Below are 20,761 nucleotides of genomic sequence, written 5' to 3' on the forward strand. Positions count from 1 at the left end.
TGCCAGATACGACAACGCCCGCACGGGGCGGGCGTTGTCGAGATGACGGTCTGGCCAGATGGCGGTGACTGCTCCATGGAAGCTCGTGCTACAGAAGCCAGCTCTCTGGAGACTGGCTCACAAGCGAGCGTCTCTAGAGAGACAGGAACAGACCGGCGAGACTCGCTGACATCAGGTTGGAGAGGGTGCCGGCGAGAATCGCCTTCATGCCCATCTGCGCGATATCACCGCGACGGTTCGGAGCCATCAGCCCCAGGCCGCCCATCAGGATGGCGACGGAGGACAGGTTGGCGAAGCCGCACAGCGCGAAGATGATGATGGCTTCAGAGTGCTCGGACAGCTTGATCTGGTGGCTGGCGAGATCGGCGAAGGCGACGAACTCGTTGAGCACCAGCTTCTGACCGATGAAGCTACCCGCCTGGATGGCTTCGTGCCACGGCACGCCGATGACCCAGGCCACCGGGGCGAAGGCATAGCCCAGCAGCAGCTGCAGCGTGATGTCTTCATAGCCGAACAGGCCGCTGACCCAGCCGACGATGATGTTGCCCAGCGCGATCAACGCGATGAAGGCCAGCAGCATGCCGCCGACATTGATCGCCAGCTGCACGCCAGAGGCCGCGCCGGAGGCGGCGGCATCGATGACATTGGTCGGGCGATCGATATCCTTGCCCAGCGCTTCTTCGACGCTCTGGGTCTTGGTCTCGGTCTCCGGAATCAGCATCTTGGCCATCAGCAGGCCACCCGGCGCCGCCATGAAGGAGGCTGCCAGCAGGTACTTGAGGTCGATGCCCAGCGAGGCATAGCCCACCAGCACGGAACCGGCCACCGAGGCCAGGCCACCGGTCATCACGGCGAACAGCTCCGAGCGGGTCATGCCGGCGATGAACGGGCGCACGACCAGCGGGGCTTCGGTCTGGCCGACGAAGATGTTGGCGGCCGCGGACAGGGACTCCGGACGGCTGGTGCCGAGCACCTTCGACAGGCCGCCGCCGAGCACGCTGATCACGACGTTCATCACGCGCAGGTGATAGAGCACCGCGATCAGTGAGGAGAAGAACACGATGATCGGCAGTACGCGCAGCGCGAACACGAAGCCGCCGCCGCCGAAGACTTCGAACATCTTGTCGCTGACCAGGCCGCCGAACAGGAAGTCCATGCCGACGTTGGCACTGGACATTACGGCCTGTACACCTTCGCTGAGCCCAAGCAGCATGCTCTTGCCGGCAGGCACGTAGAGCACGAAGATGCCCAGCATCGCCTGGATGGCAAAGGCACCCAGTACGGTGCGCAGGCTGATGGCGCGTCGGTTTTCAGAGAGAAGGAAGGCAATCCCCAGCAGGGCGAAGACGCCCACCAGGCCCATGACGATCTGCATCAAGCAGCTCCTGAATGCGTAGGTGTTACGTTGAGGACAAGGCAATAGCGCTGGCCACAGGACGGTATGGCCAAAACTGGCGCGTACTCTACCAGTATTTTTGCCCTCTGTCGGAGTCTGCCACTAACGTTTGACGCATTTTTTGTGAATCGCGCGAGGCGTGCCTGCGTCAACACGCACGAGGCCCGCCATGGGCGAGCCGCGTGCTTTCCGCCTTGCTGTACCGTCGTGATGTTCCGACGTGATGCTGACTCTGCCTGCTGTCAGGTGCCGGCGCCCGGCAGGCGACTGGCCGGCAGGGGGCCTGACCCCGAGCCCGGCGGCGTCTGTGATGATTTGCTGCCCGCGCCCTTGTCGGCCTGGGGAGCTTCGGCCTTGTCGGTCCTGGGCTGGGAGGTCTTGTTCAGCTCCGGCGAGTCGGCATGGATCAGGCTGATCAGCGTCTCGCCGGCCTTGGGCTCCAGCGCCACGGCCGTGTTGGCGATCCGGATGCGACCCTGACTGCTGATGCAGAACAGCGGCAGCAGACGCTCTTCATGAATCCTGCGGTAATCCTCGAGGCTGAAGCTCTCGGTGATGCGCGCACGCCGGAACTGCGCGCCCTGAGAGAGCAGACTCGCCAGCTTGGCATAGGTGATCTTGCCATCGAACAGCAGCGGCAGATGCCCCAGCGCCTGGTCCTGCTGACGCTTGGCGTTCTTGCCGTTGTCCTCGGCGAGCCGGAAGACACGCCCATGACCCAGGATGTGCTCGAAGTGCAGCGCGGCCAGGCTATTGAGTTCGCGATAGGGCGACAGCGGCATCAGGTGGCCGATGCCGGTCAGCTCGAGATGCTGGGCGGCATGTTCAGACAGCGGATTGCCGTAGTAGACCGGCAGGCCCGCCATGCGCGCTTCCTGCACGGCGTCCCAGTTGGTATCGGTCAGGCGCACCGAGAAGCCGGCATCGACCAGTTCACGGGCGACCTGGCGCGACACCGAGTTGGCGCCCAGGATCAGGAACCCCGAGGGCGGCGGCTCGCCGACGCCCAGTACCTTGACGATGGGACGCGACAGCAGGCTCTGGACCACCACCGTGCCGATGATGACCAGGAAGGTCATCGGCACCAGCATCTCGGCGCCTTCGATGCCCTGGGACTCGAGCTTGAGGGCGAACAGCGAGGCGACTGCCGCCGCGACGATGCCGCGCGGCGAGAGCCAGGCCAGCAGGGCCTTCTCGCGCAGCGTCAGCCCGCTGCCCAGGGTACACAGCCAGACCGTCAGGGGGCGTGCGACCCACATCAATACCGCCAGGAAGATCCACGCCGGCCACGACAGCAGGGACAGCTGCTCGACGGTCAGGCGCCCCGCCAGCAGCAGGAACAGTCCCGAGATCAGCAGAACCGTCAGGGTCTCCTTGAACTCAATGATCTGCTGGGTCGGCACGCCGCGCATGTTGGCCAGCCACACGCCCATCACGGTGACGGTCAGCAGGCCGGATTCATGGAACAGGGTGTTGGAGATGGCGAACAGCCCCAGCATCACCATCAGGGTGCCGAAGTTGTGCAGCTTCTGCGGCAGCCAGAAATGACGCAGCACCAGCCCCCAGCACCAGCCACCCAGTGCCCCCATGCCGAGCCCGAGTCCCACCGTCTGGGCGAACAGCAACAGGGTATGCGAGGCCGCATTGCCGGTCATGCCGAGCGCGACGTACTCATAGACCAATACCGCCAGCAGCGCGCCGACCGGGTCGATCATGATGCCTTCCCAGCGCAGGATCTGGGTCAGGTTGCCGCGCGCGCGCAGCGTCTGCAGCAGTGGCATGACCACCGTCGGGCCTGTCACCACCAGCAGGGCGCCGAGCACGGCGGCCATCTCCCAACGCATGTCGAGCAGATAGTGGGCGGCCACGGTGCCGATCACGCCGGTGATCACCACGCCGGTGGTGACCAGCCGCCTGACGATATGGCCATGGCCGCGCAGGTCCTTGAAGTCCAGCGTCAGGCTGCCCTCGAACAGGATGACCGCCACCGCCAGCGAGACCAGCGGGAACAAGAGATCGCCGAGCAGCTCATCCGGCTTCAGCCAACCCGTGACGGGGCCGGCAAGGATGCCGACGATCAACAGCGGCAGGATGGCGGGCAGACGCATACGCCAGGCCAGCCACTGGCAGCCGAGGGCCATCAGACCGATCAGGGTCAGGGCCAGAGCAGGTTCGGTCATCGGGTGTCTTCCTTGGAGTCAGCGAAAATGAGCGGTGCCACTGTTGCGGTCACCGCTCATCGTTTCGTTGTGTCTCAGCCGTCTGTCAGTGGCCCTTGCCCCTGCTGGTCTGCACAGGCTTGAAGCAGGGGGCAGGCGTCACTCAGCTGCCGCGCGGCAGGCCGAAAGGGCGCAGCCTAGCGATTGATTCCGTGGTATGCAACGTCGCGTTGCCTTATCGCGCTCTCCTCATTTCCTTTCTCCCTCGTACCCACGTCATGGCGTCGGGCAGACGCGATCACTCATTGGGCGCGACGCAGCAGCGGCAGCAATGCCTGCAGCGGATGCGGCAATTGGCTGCCCGAGAAACGCTTGCTCTGACTGCGGCACGAATAGCCACTGGCGACCAGCTTGCCCTGATTGGCGTCGTCTTCGACCACGGACTTCCACGACAGGTCATAGATGGCACGCGAGGTCTCGAGATTGCGCGCTTCGTGGCCGTAGGTGCCGGACATGCCGCAGCAGCCGGTGGCGATGGTCTCGAGCTTGAGGCCGAAGGCGGAGTAGACCTGCTGCCAGGCCTTGGCCGAGCCCGGGGCATTGGTGCTCTCGGTGCAGTGGCTCAGAAGCTTCATGCCCGGGTCCATCTTGCCCAGTACCGTCTTGGTGACGCCGACCGGCAGCAGCTTGCGCAGGCTGATCAGCCATTCCTGCAGCAGCAGGACGTCGGGCACCGCGTCCGGGCCGAGGGTCTTCACGTACTCCTGACGATAGGTCAGGGTCATCGCCGGGTCGATGCCGACCAGCGGCACGCCGAAGTCGGCGATCGCCTTGAGACGCTCGGCCTGGGCACGCGCGGTACGCTGGAAGGCGCCGGTGAAGCCCTGCACCTGCAGCGGCTTGCCGTTGGGGGCAAAGGGCGCGACGAAGACATGGATGTCGAGTCGCGACAGCAGCTCGATGATGTCGATCACCAGCTGGGCCTCGAAGTGACTGGTGAAGGCGTCCTGCACCAGGATCACGCTTCTGGCCTTCTGGGATTCGGTCAGACGGCCCAGCTGGGTCGGCGTCGCCTCGGACACGCCCCAGCTCTTGAGCTGTCTGCGCAGGCTGGCGCGTGACAGGCGCGGCGCATCGACCATGCCGATCGGGCCTTCCAGCAAGCGACTGACCAGCTTGTGGGTCAATAGGCCGTTATAGAGCGGTGTGACGCGCTCGGCCCACGGCAGCACGAATTCGAGGCTGCCGATCAGGTAATCGCGCAGCGGACGCTGATAACGATGGTGATAGACCTCAAGGAAGCGGCTGCGGAAATCGGGCACGTTGACCTTGATCGGGCACTGGCCCGCGCAGGACTTGCACGCCAGGCAGCCAGACATGGCGTCGTAGACCTGCTGGTCGAAGTTGGCGTCAGACTGACCCTCAGCCTGTGCGGTGCCGGCACTGCGTGCCTTGAGCGAGGCGCTGATGCGCGCCGGCAGACGCGCCAGCCACATGCCGGTGCCCTTGAGGCCCGGGGTACGCGCAGCCTGGGCCTCGGCGATCACGTCGCGTCCGGCGTTGCCTTCCAGGCGCAGCCACTCACGCATCAGGCTGGCACGCCCCTTGGGTGAGTGGATGCGCTGGCGGGTCGCCTTCCACGACGGGCACATGGCGTCGTTGGGGTCGTAGTTGTAGCAGGCGCCATTGCCGTTGCAGTAGACGGCGCTGGCGTATTCCTGCCATACGCGCTCATCGATCTGACGATCGAGATCGCCGCGCATGGTCACGTCATCGATACGCATCAAGCGGGGGTCGAAGGCCTCGACGGCGCTGTCAGCGTGATCACGCTTGCCGCTTTCGCTGCTCCCTTCGCTACCCCCTTCGCTGGCGCCAGCGTCACGCGTGCCAGCGTCGTCGACCAGCGCCACTGACAGGCGCGGGGAGGCGATCTTGCCCGGATTGAGCTGGTTGTGCGGGTCAAAGGCCGCCTTCACATCCTGCAGCGCACCGTAGAGGCTGCCGAAGAAGCGTGGCGAGTACTCGGAGCGCACGCCCTTGCCGTGCTCGCCCCACAGCAGACCACCGTACTTGTGGGTGAGGGCGGCGACCTCATCGGAGATCTCGCGGATCATTGCCTGCTGGGCGGGGTCCTTCATGTCCAGCGCCGGGCGTACGTGCAGCACGCCGGCATCGACATGACCGAACATGCCATAGCGCAGGCCACGGGCATCCAGCGCGGCGCGGAATTCGGCGATGTAATCGGCCAGATGCTCCGGCGGAACGGCAGTGTCCTCGACGAAGGGCAGCGGGCGGGCTTCGCCGTCGACATTGCCCAGCAGGCCCACCGAGCGCTTGCGCATGCCATAGACACGACCGATCTGCGCGCGACCGCGGGCTTCGGTGAAGCCGAGACGCTCGACGCTGGTATCGCTGACCAGGTGCTCGCTGAAGGCGCGGACCTTGGCATCCAGCACCTCTTCGCTGTCGGCATTGAATTCGATCAGGTTGATGCCGCCGATGGCCGGGGTGCCTTCGGTGCTGGCCGGGAAGAACTCCTCGACGCTATCCCACACGAAGTCCTGCATGGCGAGGTTGAGCACGGTGTCATCCACCGTCTCGATGGAGGTCGGGCGATTGCCCTCGACCGCCATCAGCGCCTTGGCGTCGCGCAGTGCGTCCATGAAGCTTGCGTAGCGCAGGTTGATCAGCGTCGAGCAGGGCGCGATGGGCAGCGCATTCAGCTCGGCCTCGACCACGAAGCCCAGCGTGCCCTCGGCGCCGCACAGCAGGCTGTTGAGGTTGAAACGACCATCGGCTTCGCGCAGATGGGCGAGGTCGTAGCCGGTCAGGCAGCGGTTGAGCGGCGGGAAGATGTCGGCGATTTCCTCGGCGCGCTCATCGGCGATCGCACGTGCGGTGCGGTAGACCTCACCGACGCGATCCTCACGCGCGCACAGTGTCTCGAGCTCGGCATCATCAATGGCATGGCTCGTCAGTCGTGTCCCGTCGAGCAGAACGCTGTCGAGTGCCAGCACGTGGTCACGCGTCTTGCCGTATTCGCAGCTACCCTGACCGGAGGCATCGGTATTGATCATGCCGCCAATGGTGGCGCGGTTGGAGGTCGAGAGCTCCGGGGCGAAGAACAGGCCATGCGGCTTGAGCGCGGCATTCAGCTGGTCCTTCACCACGCCGGCCTCGACGCGCACGCGACGGTTCTCGACATCGATCTCGAGAATGCGGTTCATGTGCCGCGAGACATCCACCAATACGCCGTCATTGAGCGACTGGCCATTGGTGCCGGTACCGCCGCCGCGTGGCGCCAGGGTGACGCCCGAAAAGCGTGGCTCGTGGGAGAGGCGCGCGATGCGCTGGACATCCTCGGCATGGCGCGGGTAGACCACGGCCTGAGGCAGCACCTGATAGAGCGAGTTGTCGGTCGACAACACGGTGCGGTTGGCGTAGTCCGGACTGATGTCACCGGCAAAGCCTGCATCTCGCAGGGCGGCCAGGAAGTCCAGATAGAGGGAATCGACGGGGGCGGGCATATCCAGCAGGCGTTCGGTCATGATCTCGCTCGGGCAGTGAGTCGCGTCAGGCAGGCATCCAGGGCCAATGGGCCTAAGCTTACCTGAGCTGGGCGTGTGGCCCCAGCCCAGCGCGGCATTGCGTCACTCGCGAGACGGGAATTCAGGTGAAAGGAGTGAGGAATGACTACGCTGTGAGGAGTCATCAAATCAAGGCGTGAGCGCCCGAATGCAAGCAACAAGGGGGATGATGTGCACATGCTGCGAGCGATTGTCAGGCGTCAGTCGCCGCTTCAGTGGTACCGTCAGCCATCGCAAGGCAGGCCATCATGGCGTGCCCCCTCCGTTTCTTCCCTTGAAGCTGTCTTCCCTCTTCCGCTGAGTCATCAGGAGTTAGCTCATGGCATCGTCCACCTATTCCTCGACCTCCACCTGTCATCGCGAGTCTCGCCAGCCGCCCACGCGATTGGGAGTGCTGGGGGTGGGGGAGTTGGCGGAGTCATTGCTGGTCGCGCTGGCGCGCGGTTGTCAGCGCGAAGGCCGCTCGCGGCATGATCTGGAATTTCATCTCTCGCCGCGCAACGACGTGCGCAGTCATCGTCTGGGCTGGCGTTTCGGGGCCATCCGCCACGTAAGCAATGTCGCGGTGTGTGAATCGAGCCTGTGCATGCTGGTCGGGGTGCGACCAGAGCAGCTCGAGGCACTGGCTAGTGAGCTGCGTGAAAGCCACGCACTGAGCAAGGATCATCACCTGATGGTGCTGGCGGCCGGGGTGCCACTGCAGCAGCTGCAGCGCTGGTTCGCGCCGGCGCGAGTGGTGCGGGTGATGACGGGGCTGGCGGTCTGTGAAGGGCAGAGCGCCCTCACGCTCTATCCGGAAGACCCGCTGACGCGCGACCTGCTCGGGCCGGCGGTCCGACAGATCATCGCCTTCGATGATGAAGCGGCCTTCGAGGCCAGCATGCTGGCGGTCTGCGTGAATGCCTGGCAGATGGCGCAACAGCAGGCGTTGCTCGACTGGTTCCAGACGGTGCCCGGCATGAGCGGCCCCCAAGCGCGCCTGTTGCTGATGGCGCAGTTGCGTGATGCGCTGGCCTTGATGGAAGCCCACCCCGATACCCCGCCCGGCGAGCTTGCCTCGCGTATCGGCACCCCCGGCACCTGGACGGCACGCGGTCTGGAGCAGCTCGGGGGCAAGGAAGGCGCACACCGTCAATGGCAGCATGTGCTGGAGCAACTGCGCGCGGAGATCGAGCAGGGCAGTGCGCCACCCGGCAGTGAATGAGTCGCTCTGACGCTTGATGCCTTTCGCTCTCAGCCACCCCTCAGACACCCGCGATGCCCATTGGTCAGGAAGCGCATCGCGGGTGTCGTGCTTTGTTCAACCTGCCTTTCGTGAGTCGTGGATTCCCCGTGGCTGACGATTTTCCTACAATGGAGCGCTAGGCGGCACCCTCGGGTGCCAGAGTGGCTGGCGGCCGATCCACGGCGTTGCCCAGCGCTCACTCGCATTGAATCGAGCACGGGGCATACAAGGCACATGGGAACCTGGTTGGCAGTAGCAGCGGGCGGCGCCATCGGGGCGCTGGGACGGTATCTTGTCAGTGGCTGGATCGTCGGCGCCGCCGGGCGTGGTTTCCCGTGGGGGACCCTCGGCGTCAATCTGATCGGCAGTTGCCTGATGGGGTTCCTGTTCATCTGGGTGACCCAGGAGCTCAAGCTGGCCCCCGTCTGGCAGGCGATCATGGTGGCCGGCTTCACCGGCGCCTTCACCACCTTCTCCACCTTTGCCCTCGAGGCGCTCAATCTGATGATGAGCGGACGCATGCTCGCGGGGCTGGTCTATGTCGCCGTCAGTGTGGTGGCGTGTCTGGGCATGGTCGCGCTGGGCATGAAGATCGCACGCGTCCTGCTGTGATTCTCGTGCCCGGGCGCGTCCTCCTGTCGCCTGGGCGGCTGCGAAGCAGGGCATGGCTGAGGTAGACTAGTGCGCATAACCTTTCCGCGCCGCGATGCGGCCTGAGTGATCCGACGAGAGAGCCTTCCCACATGCTGGACCCGAAACTTCTGCGCGCTGATCTTGAAGCGACTGCCGAGCGCCTCGCACGTCGTGGCTATCAGCTGGATACCGAAGCCTTTGCCGCGCTGGAAGCGCGCCGCCGTGACCTGCAGGTCGAGACGGAATCCCTGCAGAACGAGCGCAACACCCGCTCCAAGTCCATCGGTAATGCCAAGGCACGTGGCGAAGACATCGCGCCGCTGCTGGCAGAAGTCAGTGATCTGGGCGAGCGTCTCGACGCCGCCAAGTCCGAGCTCAATGAGCTGCAGGCCAAGGCCGACGCCATGGCGGCCAGCCTGCCGAACCTGCCGGACGCCGAAGTGCCTGAAGGCGCTGACGAAAGCGACAACGTCGAGCTGCACCGCTGGGGCACGCCGCGTGAATTCGACTTCGACGTGCGTGACCACGTCGACCTGGGTGAGCTCAAGGGCCAGCTGGACTTCGAACTGGCGGTCAAGATCACCGGTTCACGCTTCGCCGTGATGCATGGCTCCATCGCGCGTCTGCACCGTGCGCTGGTGCAGTTCATGCTCGACAAGCAGACGCTTGAGCATGGCTACGAAGAATATTATGTGCCCTATATCGTCAACCGCGACTCCCTGATGGGCACCAGCCAGCTGCCCAAGTTCGAGGAAGACCTGTTCAAGCTCAACGACGATCGTGATTTCTTCCTGATCCCGACCGCCGAAGTGCCGCTGACCAACATGGTGCGTGACGAGATCATCGATGCCGGCAGTCTGCCGCTGAAGTTCACCGCCCATACCCCGTGCTTCCGCAGTGAAGCCGGGGCCTATGGCCGTGATACCCGCGGCATGATTCGCCAGCACCAGTTCGACAAGGTCGAGATGGTGCAGGTGGTCGCGGCGGAGAAGAGCGACGAAGCCCTCGAAGAGATGCGCGGCCACGCCGAAGCCATCCTGCAGGCGCTGGAACTGCCGTACCGTGCCGTGACCCTGTGCACCGGCGACATGGGCTTTGCCGCCGCCAAGACCTATGACCTGGAAGTCTGGCTGCCGAGCCAGGCGACCTACCGCGAGATTTCCTCCATCTCCAACTGCCGTGACTTCCAGGCGCGCCGCATGCAGGCGCGTGTGCGTGTCGAAGGTCAGAAGAAGCCGCAGCTGGTGCATACCCTGAATGGGTCCGGTCTGGCCGTGGGCCGCTGCCTGGTCGCCGTGCTGGAAAACCATCAGAACGCCGATGGCTCCATCACTGTGCCGCAGGCACTGCGTGGCTACATGGGCGGGGTGGAAACCATCAACGTCTGAGGTGCGTGAATCGCCGTAGTGGATTCGCGTAGTCAAGGCCCCCGCTTTCCCATGGAAGCGGGGGCCTTCGTTTATCGCGGAGACAGAGTCCTCGCCCGATCGCACCACTCGTTATTCCCTCTGCGCGACTACAACGCAGCATCAGGGTTGTTATTCTTATTGGTTATTTTAGAGAGTGGTTCTTATGCTCTAAAATGCGACTCATCGAAGGCTGCTCCCCAGCCTCGCCGCGTTTGTGGATGTGCCCCATGGAATTTCTCAATCTCTCCTGTGACCCCTCACGACTCCAGCTGTGCCTGATCGGTGGCGGCCAGGAGGCTGTCGCGCTGGCCGAGCGTTTTGCCGGCCTCGGTGCAGACCTGTGTGTCTACGGCGATGCCCGCATGCCGATGCTGGAGACCCTGTGTGGGCGTGAAGGTTGGGAGGTTGCCGATACCCTGTTGCCCGTGCCGGCCCCCGGCCAGCTATGGCTGGTCGCCACCGGCAGCGAGGGGCGCGATCGCGGTATCCTGCGTCATGCGCGCGAGCAGCACGTGATGGTGTTCGCGCCGAGCCACCCCCGGGACTCCAGCGTGCGCCTGCCGCCGCGTCTGGTGGCAGGCGAGGCGGTATTGCCCGTGAAGGAGGAGGACCGCTTCACGGGCACGCATGGCCAGGTGGCGTTGGTCAGCGCGGGGCCGGGCGATCCGGAGCTGCTGACGCTCAAGGCGCTGCGCCATCTGCAGCAGGCCGATGTCATCATTCACGATCGCCTGGTCAGTCACGAGATTCTGGCGCTGGCCAATCCGGAGGCGCGTCGCCTGTATGTCGGCAAGGCGCGCAGCGATCACAGCGTGCCCCAGGAAGGCATCAATCAGGCGCTGGTGGATTACGCCCGTGCCGGGCATCGCGTAGTGCGCTTGAAGGGCGGTGACGCCTTCATCTTCGGACGCGGTGGGGAAGAGCTCGAGACCCTGGCCGGCGCCGGCATCAGTTTCGAGGTCGTGCCGGGCATCACGGCGGCTTCCGGTTGCGCGGCTTACGCGGGTATCCCGCTGACTCATCGCGACCACGCCCAGTCGGTGCGCTTCGTCACCGGTCACTTGAAGGATGGCAGCTGTGACCTGGATTGGGAGGCGCTGGCGCGTCCGGCCCAGACGCTGGTCTTCTACATGGGTCTCGGCAGCCTGGGCCTGATCTGCGAACAGTTGATCGCCAATGGTCTGGCGGCGTCCACGCCGATCGCGCTGGTCGAGCAGGGCACCACCGCGCGTCAGCGTGTGCATGTGGCAACGCTGGCGGACATGCCGGCGCAGATCGCCGGTCAGGGCCTCAAGCCGCCGACGCTGATCATCGTCGGGGATGTGGTCAAGCTGCACGATTCGCTCAAGTGGTTCTCGCCGAATGCCAACAGCAGTCTGGGGTGGGAAGATGGCAAGCACCCGACGCCGCTGGCCAATGTGGTATCGGTCTAGAGCGACCGTAGCGAAAGTGCTAAAAGCAGCGACATGAGCAGTGACAAGACGCCGCCTCGGTAACCCCGGGGCGGCGTCTTGCGTTGCTGGACGGGTTGTCGCGGGCCTGGTCATTGCAGGCCTGATCATCGTGCTGGCGCATGGCTGGGCGGCTCTTGGGCCAAGGTCGAGATGACGTGGCATCTGATTGCGCCTATTGTTTCAAGCAATCGTTTGAATTCTGCTGAGCGAAGCCCGTCGTTCATCACGGGGTGAGAGGCAAGTCTTTCGCGAAAGCCCTTAGCACATGAGTCAGTGAGGACAGTGATATGGCCAAGTATCAGGCGCCACTCAAGGATGCACGCTTCATTCTCGATGAGGTGTTCGCCGCCGAGCAGGAATGGGCGGGCATGGCAGCCACCGAAGAGGTGAATGTCGAGCTGGCCGAGGCGATTCTCGAGGAAGGTGCGCGCGTGACCCAGGCCGAGCTGCTGCCGCTCAACCTGAGCGGTGACGCCGAGGGCGCACGTTTCGAGAATGGCCACGTCACGACACCCAAGGGCTTCAAGGAGGCCTATCGGGTACTCGCCGAAGGCGGCTGGATGGGGCTGGGCGGCAACCCTGAATACGGTGGCCAGGGCATGCCCAAGATGCTCACCGTGGCCTTTGAAGAGATGCTCTACGCCACCAATACCAGTTTCGCGCTCTATCCGGCACTGAATGCCGGCGCCTGTCTGGCGGTGGATAGCCATGCGCCGGAGTCCGTCAAGCAGGTGTTTCTGCCGCGCATGTATGCCGGCGACTGGCTGGGCACCATGTGTCTGACCGAGCCGCATTGCGGCACGGATCTCGGCCTGATCCGCACCCGTGCCGAACCCCTCGAGGGCGATGACCCGCTGCTGGGGCTGCCGCGCTATCGTCTCACCGGCACCAAGATCTGGATCACCGGCGGCGAGCACGACATGGTCGACAACATCGTGCATCTGGTGCTCGCCAAGCTGCCGGATGCGCCGCCGGGGACACGCGGCATCTCGCTGTTTCTGGTCTCCAAGCACCTGCTTGATGCCGACGGCCAGCCGACGACACCGAATGCGGTCAGCTGTGGCTCCATCGAACACAAGATGGGCATCAAGGGCAGCGCGACCTGCGTGATGAACTTCGACGGTGCCGAAGGCGTGCTGATCGGCGAGCCGCATCAGGGGCTGGCGGCGATGTTCACCATGATGAACTACGAGCGTCTCTCCATCGGCCTGCAGGGGCTGGGGCTGGGCGAGGTGGCCTATCAGAGCGCGATGGACTTCGCCGCCGAGCGCCTGCAGAGCCGGGCACCGACAGGCGCCAAGGCGCCTGACAAGCCGGCCGACCCGATTCTGGTGCATCCTGACGTGCGCCGCATGGCGCTTGAGGTGCGCGTCTGGAACGAGACCGGACGCGCCTTTGCCGTCTTCGTGGGCCAGCAGCTGGACCGCGTCAAATATCACGCCGATGACGCGGTGAAGGCCGACGCGGATGCGCTGGTGCAATTCATGACGCCGATCGCCAAGGCGCTGCTGACCGACCGTGGCTTCGATGCCGCCGTCATGGCGCAGCAGCTCTATGGTGGCAATGGCTACTGCGTGGAGTGGGGCGCCGAGCAGTACGTGCGCGATGCACGCATCGCGATGATCTACGAAGGCACCAACGGCATTCAGGCGATGGATCTGGTCGGGCGCAAGCTCTACCGCAATCGTGGAGCCCATGTGGCGAGCTTTGCCGCCCTGGTGCGAGCCGAGCTTGATCATCAGGCCGACGACGCCCAGACCCGCCCGTTCGCCGAGGCCTGCAAGACGGAGCTGGCGCGCCTGGAGCGAGTGTCCGAGCAGTTGCTGACTCGCGCCGATGACAACCCGGAAGAGCTGGGCGCGGCGGCCTGTGACTTCCTCAACTTGGCAGGGCTGTGTGTCTACAGCTATCTGTGGCTGCGCATGGCGCGTGCTGCGGCGCGTGGACTGGCGCAAGCAGGTGCCAGCGGTGAGGGCTTCTATCGCCGCAAGCTGGCGCTCGGGGAGTACTTCGTGGCACGCGTGCTCCCGCGCGCCGTCGCTCTGGAAGCCCAGATCAGTGCTGGCGCCGCGCCATTGATGGCCTTCAGCCTCGAGGATTTCGCGCCGGAGCAATGACGCAAGACGTAAGCCACAAGTCACCGTGACCGTCAGTAGCGTCCAATGAAAAGCCCAGCGGCCGTGTCAGGTCGCTGGGCTTTTTGTGTTGTCGGAATCCCTGTCCATCGGGCCGTGTCGGCAAGCTTGCATGCTTACAGGCCCGCTCATGACCGCTCGGTCGGCTCATCCTGCTTCAGTAGCCAGTCACGCATGGCGGGGAACAGCTCGACCAGCACGAACAGCGGGCCGATCAGCAGCTGACGCAGGTCATCGAGGAAGGCCGGTTTGCGGCCCTCGATCCGATGGCCGACGACCTGACCGATCCAGGCGACCACGAAGGCTGCCAGCATCATCGGTGTCACCGGCCAGTTGAGCCCGAGCATCACGAACATCAGCGCCAGGCTTGCCAGGGCCCAGACGGTCATCACGCCAAGTACCCTGAGGGAGAAGCGCGCATAGACGGCCAGGACCGCCAGGGTGACCACGCCACCGGGCAGCATCCACACACCCAGCCCCGGTTCACTCGATAGCCCCTGCCCCCCGAGCAGTCTCCACAGCAGGATCAAGCTGGCAGTGAAGATGACAGGCACGCAGACAAGATGCATGCGGATGTTCTCACGATGCTGATGACTGGCCGCGTAGTGCTCGAGTGCTTCATGCAGACGCCGGTGAGCGGCTGTCTTGACATGAGGGTGCGATAATATACCCATGAGGCATTCTCCAGACAGACATTGAAAATGCCCGCATGCGCAGGTGCGCAGCGGGATCGATGGCGTGTTATGTCAAGGAGCAATGGCGTGAGCCAGCAGGGTCCGGCAACCCTGCTGGCCCCTGTCAGCGTAGCGTATTGCCACGCGGACAGCCTATGTCAGCACGGCGCTGACTGACGAACCCGGCACTTTTCAAGCGTGAATCAAGTGGCTCTGGCCCTTCAGAGGTGAAACTGACCGCAGGCTTCCGGCTGATGCAGGATGGCTTCCAGACGGATGACGTCACTCTGGCCATCTTCCCGGGGCAGCGTGATCTGCTCGCCGACCGCCATTCCCAGCAGCGCGATGCCCAGTGGCGACATGATGCACAGCGCCAGTGAGGTCTCTTGCTCTTCTGGTTGCGGCAGGTGGCTGCGCAGCGACATGCACTCACCATCCTCCGGGGTAGGGTAGTGCAGTGTCAGCTCGCTATCGCCGGAGCGCGACCCCTTGAGGCGCAGGCGGCTACGCATGCTGACGCGGTCTTCGGGGAAGTCATCGGGGGGCACGATCTCTGCCTGGATCAGGCGGCTTTCGAGGCGAAGCGACAGCTCATCATCGTGTTGCTGAGCGTCGATCAGGCGCTGGAGGCGGTCAGCGTCCAGGCGGTTGATGATCAGTCGTTGCCGAGTCATCGTGGGGTTCCTTGTTATCGAGTCACTGCGCGATATCATGCGCAGCAAGACGGCGCCAATCCTGGCTTGGTCAATACGGAGAGACGGACAGGGAATCCATCGGCCGTGATTGTCCATGGATTGTCCGCTAATTAATCCTAGCGGCTTTTGACGGGGTGCGGGAGTCGTCTGATGCCGACAACTTTCATGGCGCTGTCACCCAGGGCTGCCAATCTCACGCGAGACTCATCGATGTCGATTCTCTGGATATATCCGCTGGCGGCGCTCGCCGAGATCGCCGGCTGCTTCAGTTTCTGGGCCTGGTGGAAACTGGAGCGCAGCCTCGGCTGGCTGATTCCCGGCATGCTCAGCCTGGCGCTGTTCGCCTGGCTGCTTTCACTGGTCGACGTCAGTCACGCCGGGCGCGCCTTTGCCGTCTATGGCGGTGTCTATATCGCCGCGTCAGTGGCCTGGCTGTGGCTGGTCGAGCAGCAGTTGCCCAGTCGCTGGGACCTGTTGGGGACACTGGTCTGCCTGGCGGGCAGCGCCATCATCGTGCTGGGCGCCCGTGCGCAATGAGCGCAAATGTCTTGTTTATTAGTATTTTATTAAATATGTCGGGCGTTGAGCATGAGAGCGCTCATTGTTGGGTATACTGCGCCAAGATGAGGCAATGACCCTCGGGATCCGATCTGACGCAATGAGGCACCAGCATGCAGTGGGAATGGTTATGGGGGCTGGGCGGCCTTGGCATCGGCGGTTTCATCGGCTTCTGGCTCGGTCGCTGGCAGCCGCGCAGAGAGGAATGGAATCAGGCCGTGCAACCACTGCGATCGGCATTGGTGGAGGCGGAGCCAGACGTTGCGCGTGGTGAGCGGCTGGCGCTTGATCCCTCGCTGCTCGACGCCTTTCGCCAGGTGGCCTCGCGTCGCGAGTTCTATCGTTTCATCAGTGGAATCGAATACGTGAACCTGCAGCTCGCCGCGGCGCATGCCGCGCATCATGACCGTGAAGAGCGCCAGCTGTTGCTGGATCAGGCGCGTGTCAGCCTGGCCAATCTGCAGGACAGCCTAAGACGACGCTGAGGTTCGTCCAGACGCGCGAATGCCGCACCGCAGATCGGCCGGGGGCGCAAGGCAGAGGAACGCAGAGCAGGAGAGCGTAGAGCAGGTTGTTTGCAAAGCAGAGTAACGCAGAGAGCGGGAAAAACGCGGGCCCAGCAACCGACGGGAAGGCACTGACAATGATGATGGGTGCAGAAGGCGTTAGATGACACGACGCATGCACGACAGACAAAAGCGGGAGGACTTGCTGACTGCGCGAGGCAGCTGGGGAGCATCAGCAAAGGCTTGCTGATGGTGCGGAAGGGGGGACTCGAACCCCCACACCTTGCGGCACCAGAACCTAAATCTGGCGTGTCTACCAATTCCACCACTTCCGCGAGAAGCAGGGCTGCATTTTACCTGTGATGCCTTTCAAGTCAATCGCTTGTGTCGATTATCCCCTGAAATTCCCCGCCTTGCGCTGCGCCTTCAGCGCCTCACTCCTGTTCGACATGCACGCTGCGTGATTCCAGCCCGCAGGGCAGTTGCAGATAGCTGGCGGCGCGCTCGGCGGCGTGGCGTGTATTGGAGAGATCTTCATCGCACATCCACGGAACGACGCCCAGACAGGGGGCTCGCAGCGTGCGTGACAACGTCGCCATGTTGTCTTCGCTGACCTCGATATCCGCTTCCAGATGGTTGATGACGTAGCCGGCGATTTCCAGCCCATCGCGCTCGATGGCCTCAAGCGTCAGGCGCGCATGATTGATGCAGCCCAGGCGCAGCCCGACGACCAGAATCACCGGCAAGCCCAGCTCGATGGCCAGGTCCGAGAAATCCTCATCGTCATTCAGCGGTACCCGCCAGCCGCCAGCGCCTTCCACCAGAAGCAGGTCGCGCGGTGCGCTTGTCTGCTGGCCCCGCACATGCGCCGCGATCTTCGCCACCTCGAGACTGACGCCCACCTGACGCGCGGCAATGTGCGGCGCGATGGCCGGCGCGAAGCGCCAGGGATTGATGCTTTCATAATCCGCTTCCGGTTCGCACTGCGCCTGCAATGACAGGGCGTCGGCGTTGACCAGACCATCGTGATTCTCGAAGCAGTCAGAGGCCACGGGCTTGAGGCCCAGCGTGGTCAGGCCGCGCAGGCGAGCACGTGCCAGCAGGGCGCTGGCGATGAAGGTCTTGCCGATTTCGGTATCGGTACCGGTCACGAAGGCGGCGATGCCATGTTCGGCTCGCGCAGGCAAGGCAGTGTCCCGTGACGAGCTGTCCGCGGTTTTCATATCAGTTTTCATTGTATCCGAGCGAGGCAGGTAATTGCCTTCAAGCAAAGTATCAGTGTTATCCGTACGCAATTCTGAACGGTTTTTCGAGCACAAGTTCAATGACTTGATAGCTTACAGGCAATCCCTTCGCGGTACGCAACGTTTCATGCCGCGCCTTGGCCTGCTGCACCTCGGCGCGTGTCAGGCGCCGGCCAGTGGCGGTCTGTGCCCCGATGCCCTTGATCGAGGCCATGACCGCAGCGACATCGGGATAGTGAAATATCCGTGGGCGTAACTGCCAGTGGCAGCGCAATCCGGCGGCTTCTGCATGGCGTGCAAGATGGGTGGCGCTGGGGAAGTGCCGCACGGAATCATCCGCACGCTGCCAGGCATGGCGTACTTCCTTGAGGGTGCCGGGTCCCAAGGTATTGATGTGCGCTCGAGCGCCGGGTTTCAAGGTGCGTGACAGTTCCGCGAGCCATTGCCGAGGGCTGTCGCACCATTGCACGGCCAGGCTCGAGAAGACCAGGTCCAGACTCGCATCGGCCAGTGGCAGGCGCTCGGCATCGGCGCGTAGCCAGTGCAGGCGTTCAGGGCTGCCACTCGCAAGCTCGCTGGTCTGGCGTGCGGCTTCACGCAGCATCTCAAGCGAAAGATCCAACCCCATGCAGCAAGCCCCAGAGTAGCGCTGCGCCAGTTCGAGGGTCCAATGTCCGGGCCCACAACCGAGATCGAGCACACGCGCGGCAGTGGGCAGCCGCTCAGGGAGCGAGGCGAACAGGGTGGCCGCCATGGCGTGCTGTGCCTGCGCCAGCGTGAGGTAGTCGGCAGCGCCGCGATCAAAGGCGCGGGCAACCTGCTGACGGATCGTGGCAGGCGTGAGCAGGGGCGTTGCAAGCTCTGCAGGCGGCACGCTGACGGCAATCGACATCTCAGGCCTCCTCGCTGATGCGCGTGACGTGGTGGGTGACGAGACCCATGCGTGTGAGCAGGGCATCGGCAAGCGCCTCGGTCGCGCTCAATGGCAGGCAGTGGCCACCCTCGAATTCCGCGACCACCTGGCCCTGCGCGCGCAGCGCCGCACTCAGGCCCGGTGCCAGTAGTGGGTCCTGCTTGCCGAGCCAGAACTCGAGCGGTAACTCTGATTGAGGCGCCAGTGACATCTGGCGGCTGGCCAGTTCCGCCAGTCCTGCCGCCAGCACCGCTTCGCGACTGACGGGATGGCGTCCGATCAGTTCGCGCAAGTGTCTGAGGCAGTCACGCGTAGACGCCTCACCACTGGCCTGCCAGCGCAGAAAGTGTTGCCAGCTGGCGGCAGGGTTGCGCGCGAAGGCTGCGCGGAAGTCCTCCAGCACCTCAGGTGCCAGGGCGGGGAGCGTCTGCTCAAATGGGGCCTGGTCGATGAAGCTTGGCCCCATGGCCAGCGAGACAAGGACGGCCGGCGCCTGCTTCTTCGCCAGCGCCTCGGCCCGCAGGGCGCCCAGCGACCAGCCCAGCCACAGGGTATCGGCGCCGCCCAGTGAGGCTCGCGAGGCAGTCGGTTCTGAGCCTGCCCGTGAATCAGCCTGCGGGCTTTCTTCTGGCCAATCCGGCGCGATGATCTCCAGCGGGCGACTCTTTGCCTGATCATCTGCCCCGGCATCTGCCTGATCCCCCGTCTCGGTGACGTGAGCGAGGCGTGCTTGCAGGCAGGCGATCAAGGGCTGCCAGATGCGCGCATCGATACCCCAGCCGCTGAACAGCACCAGACGAGTCAGCGTCATGGCGTGACTCCTTCTGGGCTGATGGTTGGGGAAGTCGAGCGGGGCTGGGCCTTTTCCGCTGCCAGTACCGCTTCGAGAGCCTCGAGCAGTGCCGCGATATCCTCGGCTGTGTGCTCGGCGGAGAAGGTGAAGCGCAGGCGCGAGCTGCCGGCGGGCACCGTGGGCGGGCGGATGGCCGAGACCAGCACGCCACGCTCGCGCAGTGCCGCGCTCCAGGCCAATGCCCGCGCTTCGCTGCCCAGAATCAGCGGCTGAATCGGGGTCAACGGGGCAGAGGGTGAAATGTTCGTGTCGGCTGACGATAGCCCGAGCGCGAGCCCACTGCCTGCCAGTAGATGCGTGCAACCCTCACGGAACTGCTGCACACGCGCCTGCAATCGCTCACGGCGCTGCGGCTCGCGCGCGACGATTTCCAGCGCCGTCAGGGTAGCAGCGGCGACATGCGGCGGTTGCGCGGTGGTGTAGATGTAAGGGCGCGCCAGCTGGATCAGACTCTCGATCAGCGCATCGCTGCCGGCGACGAAGGCGCCGCTGCTGCCGAGCGCCTTGCCCAGGGTGCCGACCAATACCGGCACGTCAGCCAGCGGGGTATCGCGCCCGACCAGGCCTTCGCCATGCTCGCCCAGCACGCCCAGTCCGTGGGCATCGTCGATCATCAGCCAGGCGCCGTGCCGGGCGCAGGCCTGGCTCAGGCCCGCGATATCGGCGCAGTCGCCATCCATGCTGAACACGCCATCGCTGATCACCAGCTTGTCGTCGGCTCGGGAGTGCGCCAGCTGGCGCTCGAGGTCCTCGATATCGCGATGGTGGAAGCGACGCGAGCGCACGGCAGTGGTGCCGGAGGACGCCAGGCGCGCGCCATCGAGAAGGCTGGCGTGATTGAGGCGATCATGGAAGATCTCGAGGCTGCGACCGGCCTCGCGCGAGGCGCTTGCCAGTGCATCGATCACGCCCAGATTGGCCATGAACCCGGTGGAGAACAGCAGCGCGCGTGGCCGCCCGGTCAGCTCGGCCAGACGAGCCTCCAGCTGGTGGTGAGCGTGCTGGTGGCCATTGACCAGATGAGCGCTGCCGCTGCCGACACCGAATTCACGCGCCGCGCGACAGCCGGCCTCGGCCAGCGCCGGGTGGTTGGCCAGCCCCAGATAGTCGTTGGCGGTGAAGTTGAGCAGCGGGCGCGCCTCTGCATCGGCTGCCTGCCCGGCGAGGCTGACGTGGGGCCCCTGGGGGGAATCCAGTGTCAGGCGCCGGCGATAGCGGCCGATCCGCTCACGCTGCGTGAGCAGGTCCTCCAGATGCGTGAAGCTGGCGCTGGACTGAGGGCTTAAGCGCGCGCTGGCGGGCGTATCGGTGGCCACGAGC

General features: G+C 64.5%; 16 protein-coding genes and 1 tRNA gene. 7 read left to right on the plus strand and 10 right to left on the minus strand.

Annotated elements, in window-relative coordinates; translation table 11 throughout:
* Positions 1–133 precede the first annotated feature (133 nt).
* The 3 genes from QD280_RS09655 to QD280_RS09665 all read right to left on the minus strand — a co-directional run bounded on the left by QD280_RS09655 (position 134) and on the right by QD280_RS09665 (position 7,103).
* Complete coding sequence (locus QD280_RS09655) at positions 134–1,375, minus strand: NupC/NupG family nucleoside CNT transporter (RefSeq protein WP_043332439.1); 1,242 nt, start codon at positions 1,373–1,375, stop codon at positions 134–136.
* 263 nt (positions 1,376–1,638) lie between these two features.
* Positions 1,639–3,576, minus strand: a complete 1,938-nt coding sequence (locus QD280_RS09660; protein WP_215823950.1) for a sodium:proton antiporter — start codon at positions 3,574–3,576, stop codon at positions 1,639–1,641.
* Positions 3,577–3,857: 281 nt separating this feature from the next.
* Positions 3,858–7,103 carry an FAD-binding and (Fe-S)-binding domain-containing protein gene (locus tag QD280_RS09665; RefSeq protein WP_279839080.1) on the minus strand — a complete coding sequence of 1,082 codons (3,246 nt, stop codon included), beginning with the start codon at positions 7,101–7,103 and terminating at the stop codon, positions 3,858–3,860.
* 358 nt (positions 7,104–7,461) lie between these two features.
* On the opposite strand from QD280_RS09665, the gene QD280_RS09670 reads away from it, so the two are divergent.
* The 5 genes from QD280_RS09670 to QD280_RS09690 all read left to right on the plus strand — a co-directional run bounded on the left by QD280_RS09670 (position 7,462) and on the right by QD280_RS09690 (position 13,980).
* Positions 7,462–8,346 carry a hypothetical protein gene (locus QD280_RS09670; protein WP_192838379.1) on the plus strand — a complete coding sequence of 295 codons (885 nt, stop codon included), beginning with the start codon at positions 7,462–7,464 and terminating at the stop codon, positions 8,344–8,346.
* Positions 8,347–8,601: 255 nt separating this feature from the next.
* Complete coding sequence (gene crcB / locus QD280_RS09675) at positions 8,602–8,979, plus strand: fluoride efflux transporter CrcB (protein ID WP_054555054.1); 378 nt, start codon at positions 8,602–8,604, stop codon at positions 8,977–8,979.
* A gap of 131 nt (positions 8,980–9,110) precedes the next feature.
* Positions 9,111–10,388: a serine--tRNA ligase gene (serS, locus tag QD280_RS09680; RefSeq protein ID WP_043332430.1), complete on the plus strand. Its 1,278-nt coding sequence runs from the start codon at positions 9,111–9,113 to the stop codon at positions 10,386–10,388.
* Positions 10,389–10,636: 248 nt separating this feature from the next.
* On the plus strand, positions 10,637–11,842 hold the full coding sequence (gene cobA, locus QD280_RS09685) for a uroporphyrinogen-III C-methyltransferase (RefSeq protein WP_318833285.1): 1,206 nt from the start codon (positions 10,637–10,639) through the stop codon (positions 11,840–11,842).
* 308 nt (positions 11,843–12,150) lie between these two features.
* Positions 12,151–13,980: an acyl-CoA dehydrogenase C-terminal domain-containing protein gene (locus tag QD280_RS09690; RefSeq protein WP_279839082.1), complete on the plus strand. Its 1,830-nt coding sequence runs from the start codon at positions 12,151–12,153 to the stop codon at positions 13,978–13,980.
* 146 nt (positions 13,981–14,126) lie between these two features.
* On the opposite strand, the gene QD280_RS09695 is transcribed toward QD280_RS09690, so the two are convergent.
* Together QD280_RS09695 and QD280_RS09700 are read right to left on the minus strand one after the other, a co-directional pair.
* A complete protein-coding gene (locus tag QD280_RS09695; RefSeq protein ID WP_279839084.1) occupies positions 14,127–14,672 on the minus strand; it encodes an Mpo1-like protein in 546 nt (181 codons plus the stop codon).
* A 221-nt stretch (positions 14,673–14,893) separates the two neighbouring features.
* Entirely contained in the window at positions 14,894–15,346 is a 453-nt protein-coding gene (locus QD280_RS09700; RefSeq protein WP_153635215.1) for a nucleoside diphosphate kinase regulator, read from the minus strand.
* A 171-nt stretch (positions 15,347–15,517) separates the two neighbouring features.
* Between QD280_RS09700 and QD280_RS09705 the strand changes: the two genes are divergently transcribed.
* Positions 15,518–15,904 carry a YnfA family protein gene (locus QD280_RS09705; protein ID WP_347881962.1) on the plus strand — a complete coding sequence of 129 codons (387 nt, stop codon included), beginning with the start codon at positions 15,518–15,520 and terminating at the stop codon, positions 15,902–15,904.
* Positions 15,905–16,038: 134 nt separating this feature from the next.
* Complete coding sequence (locus QD280_RS09710) at positions 16,039–16,410, plus strand: hypothetical protein (protein ID WP_279839085.1); 372 nt, start codon at positions 16,039–16,041, stop codon at positions 16,408–16,410.
* A 271-nt stretch (positions 16,411–16,681) separates the two neighbouring features.
* Here QD280_RS09710 and QD280_RS09715 read toward each other — a convergent pair.
* The 5 genes from QD280_RS09715 to QD280_RS09735 form a co-directional block, all read right to left on the minus strand.
* Positions 16,682–16,766 (minus strand) — tRNA-Leu (locus tag QD280_RS09715).
* 99 nt (positions 16,767–16,865) lie between these two features.
* Complete coding sequence (gene bioD / locus QD280_RS09720; RefSeq protein WP_192838383.1) at positions 16,866–17,654, minus strand: dethiobiotin synthase; 789 nt, start codon at positions 17,652–17,654, stop codon at positions 16,866–16,868.
* 58 nt (positions 17,655–17,712) lie between these two features.
* Positions 17,713–18,567 (minus strand): methyltransferase domain-containing protein, encoded by an 855-nt coding sequence (locus QD280_RS09725; RefSeq protein WP_279839086.1) that lies wholly within the window; start codon positions 18,565–18,567, stop codon positions 17,713–17,715.
* 1 nt (position 18,568) lies between these two features.
* Positions 18,569–19,399, minus strand: coding sequence for a hypothetical protein (locus QD280_RS09730; protein WP_279839087.1), 831 nt, complete (start codon positions 19,397–19,399; stop codon positions 18,569–18,571).
* Complete coding sequence (locus QD280_RS09735; RefSeq protein WP_279839088.1) at positions 19,396–20,757, minus strand: 8-amino-7-oxononanoate synthase; 1,362 nt, start codon at positions 20,755–20,757, stop codon at positions 19,396–19,398. The genes QD280_RS09730 and QD280_RS09735 overlap by 4 nt, the downstream gene beginning before the upstream one ends.
* Between the last annotated feature and the right edge of the window lie 4 nt (positions 20,758–20,761).

Origin of the sequence: Cobetia sp. 1AS1 (genome assembly GCF_029846435.1) — a bacterium.
GTDB lineage: Bacteria > Pseudomonadota > Gammaproteobacteria > Pseudomonadales > Halomonadaceae > Cobetia > Cobetia amphilecti.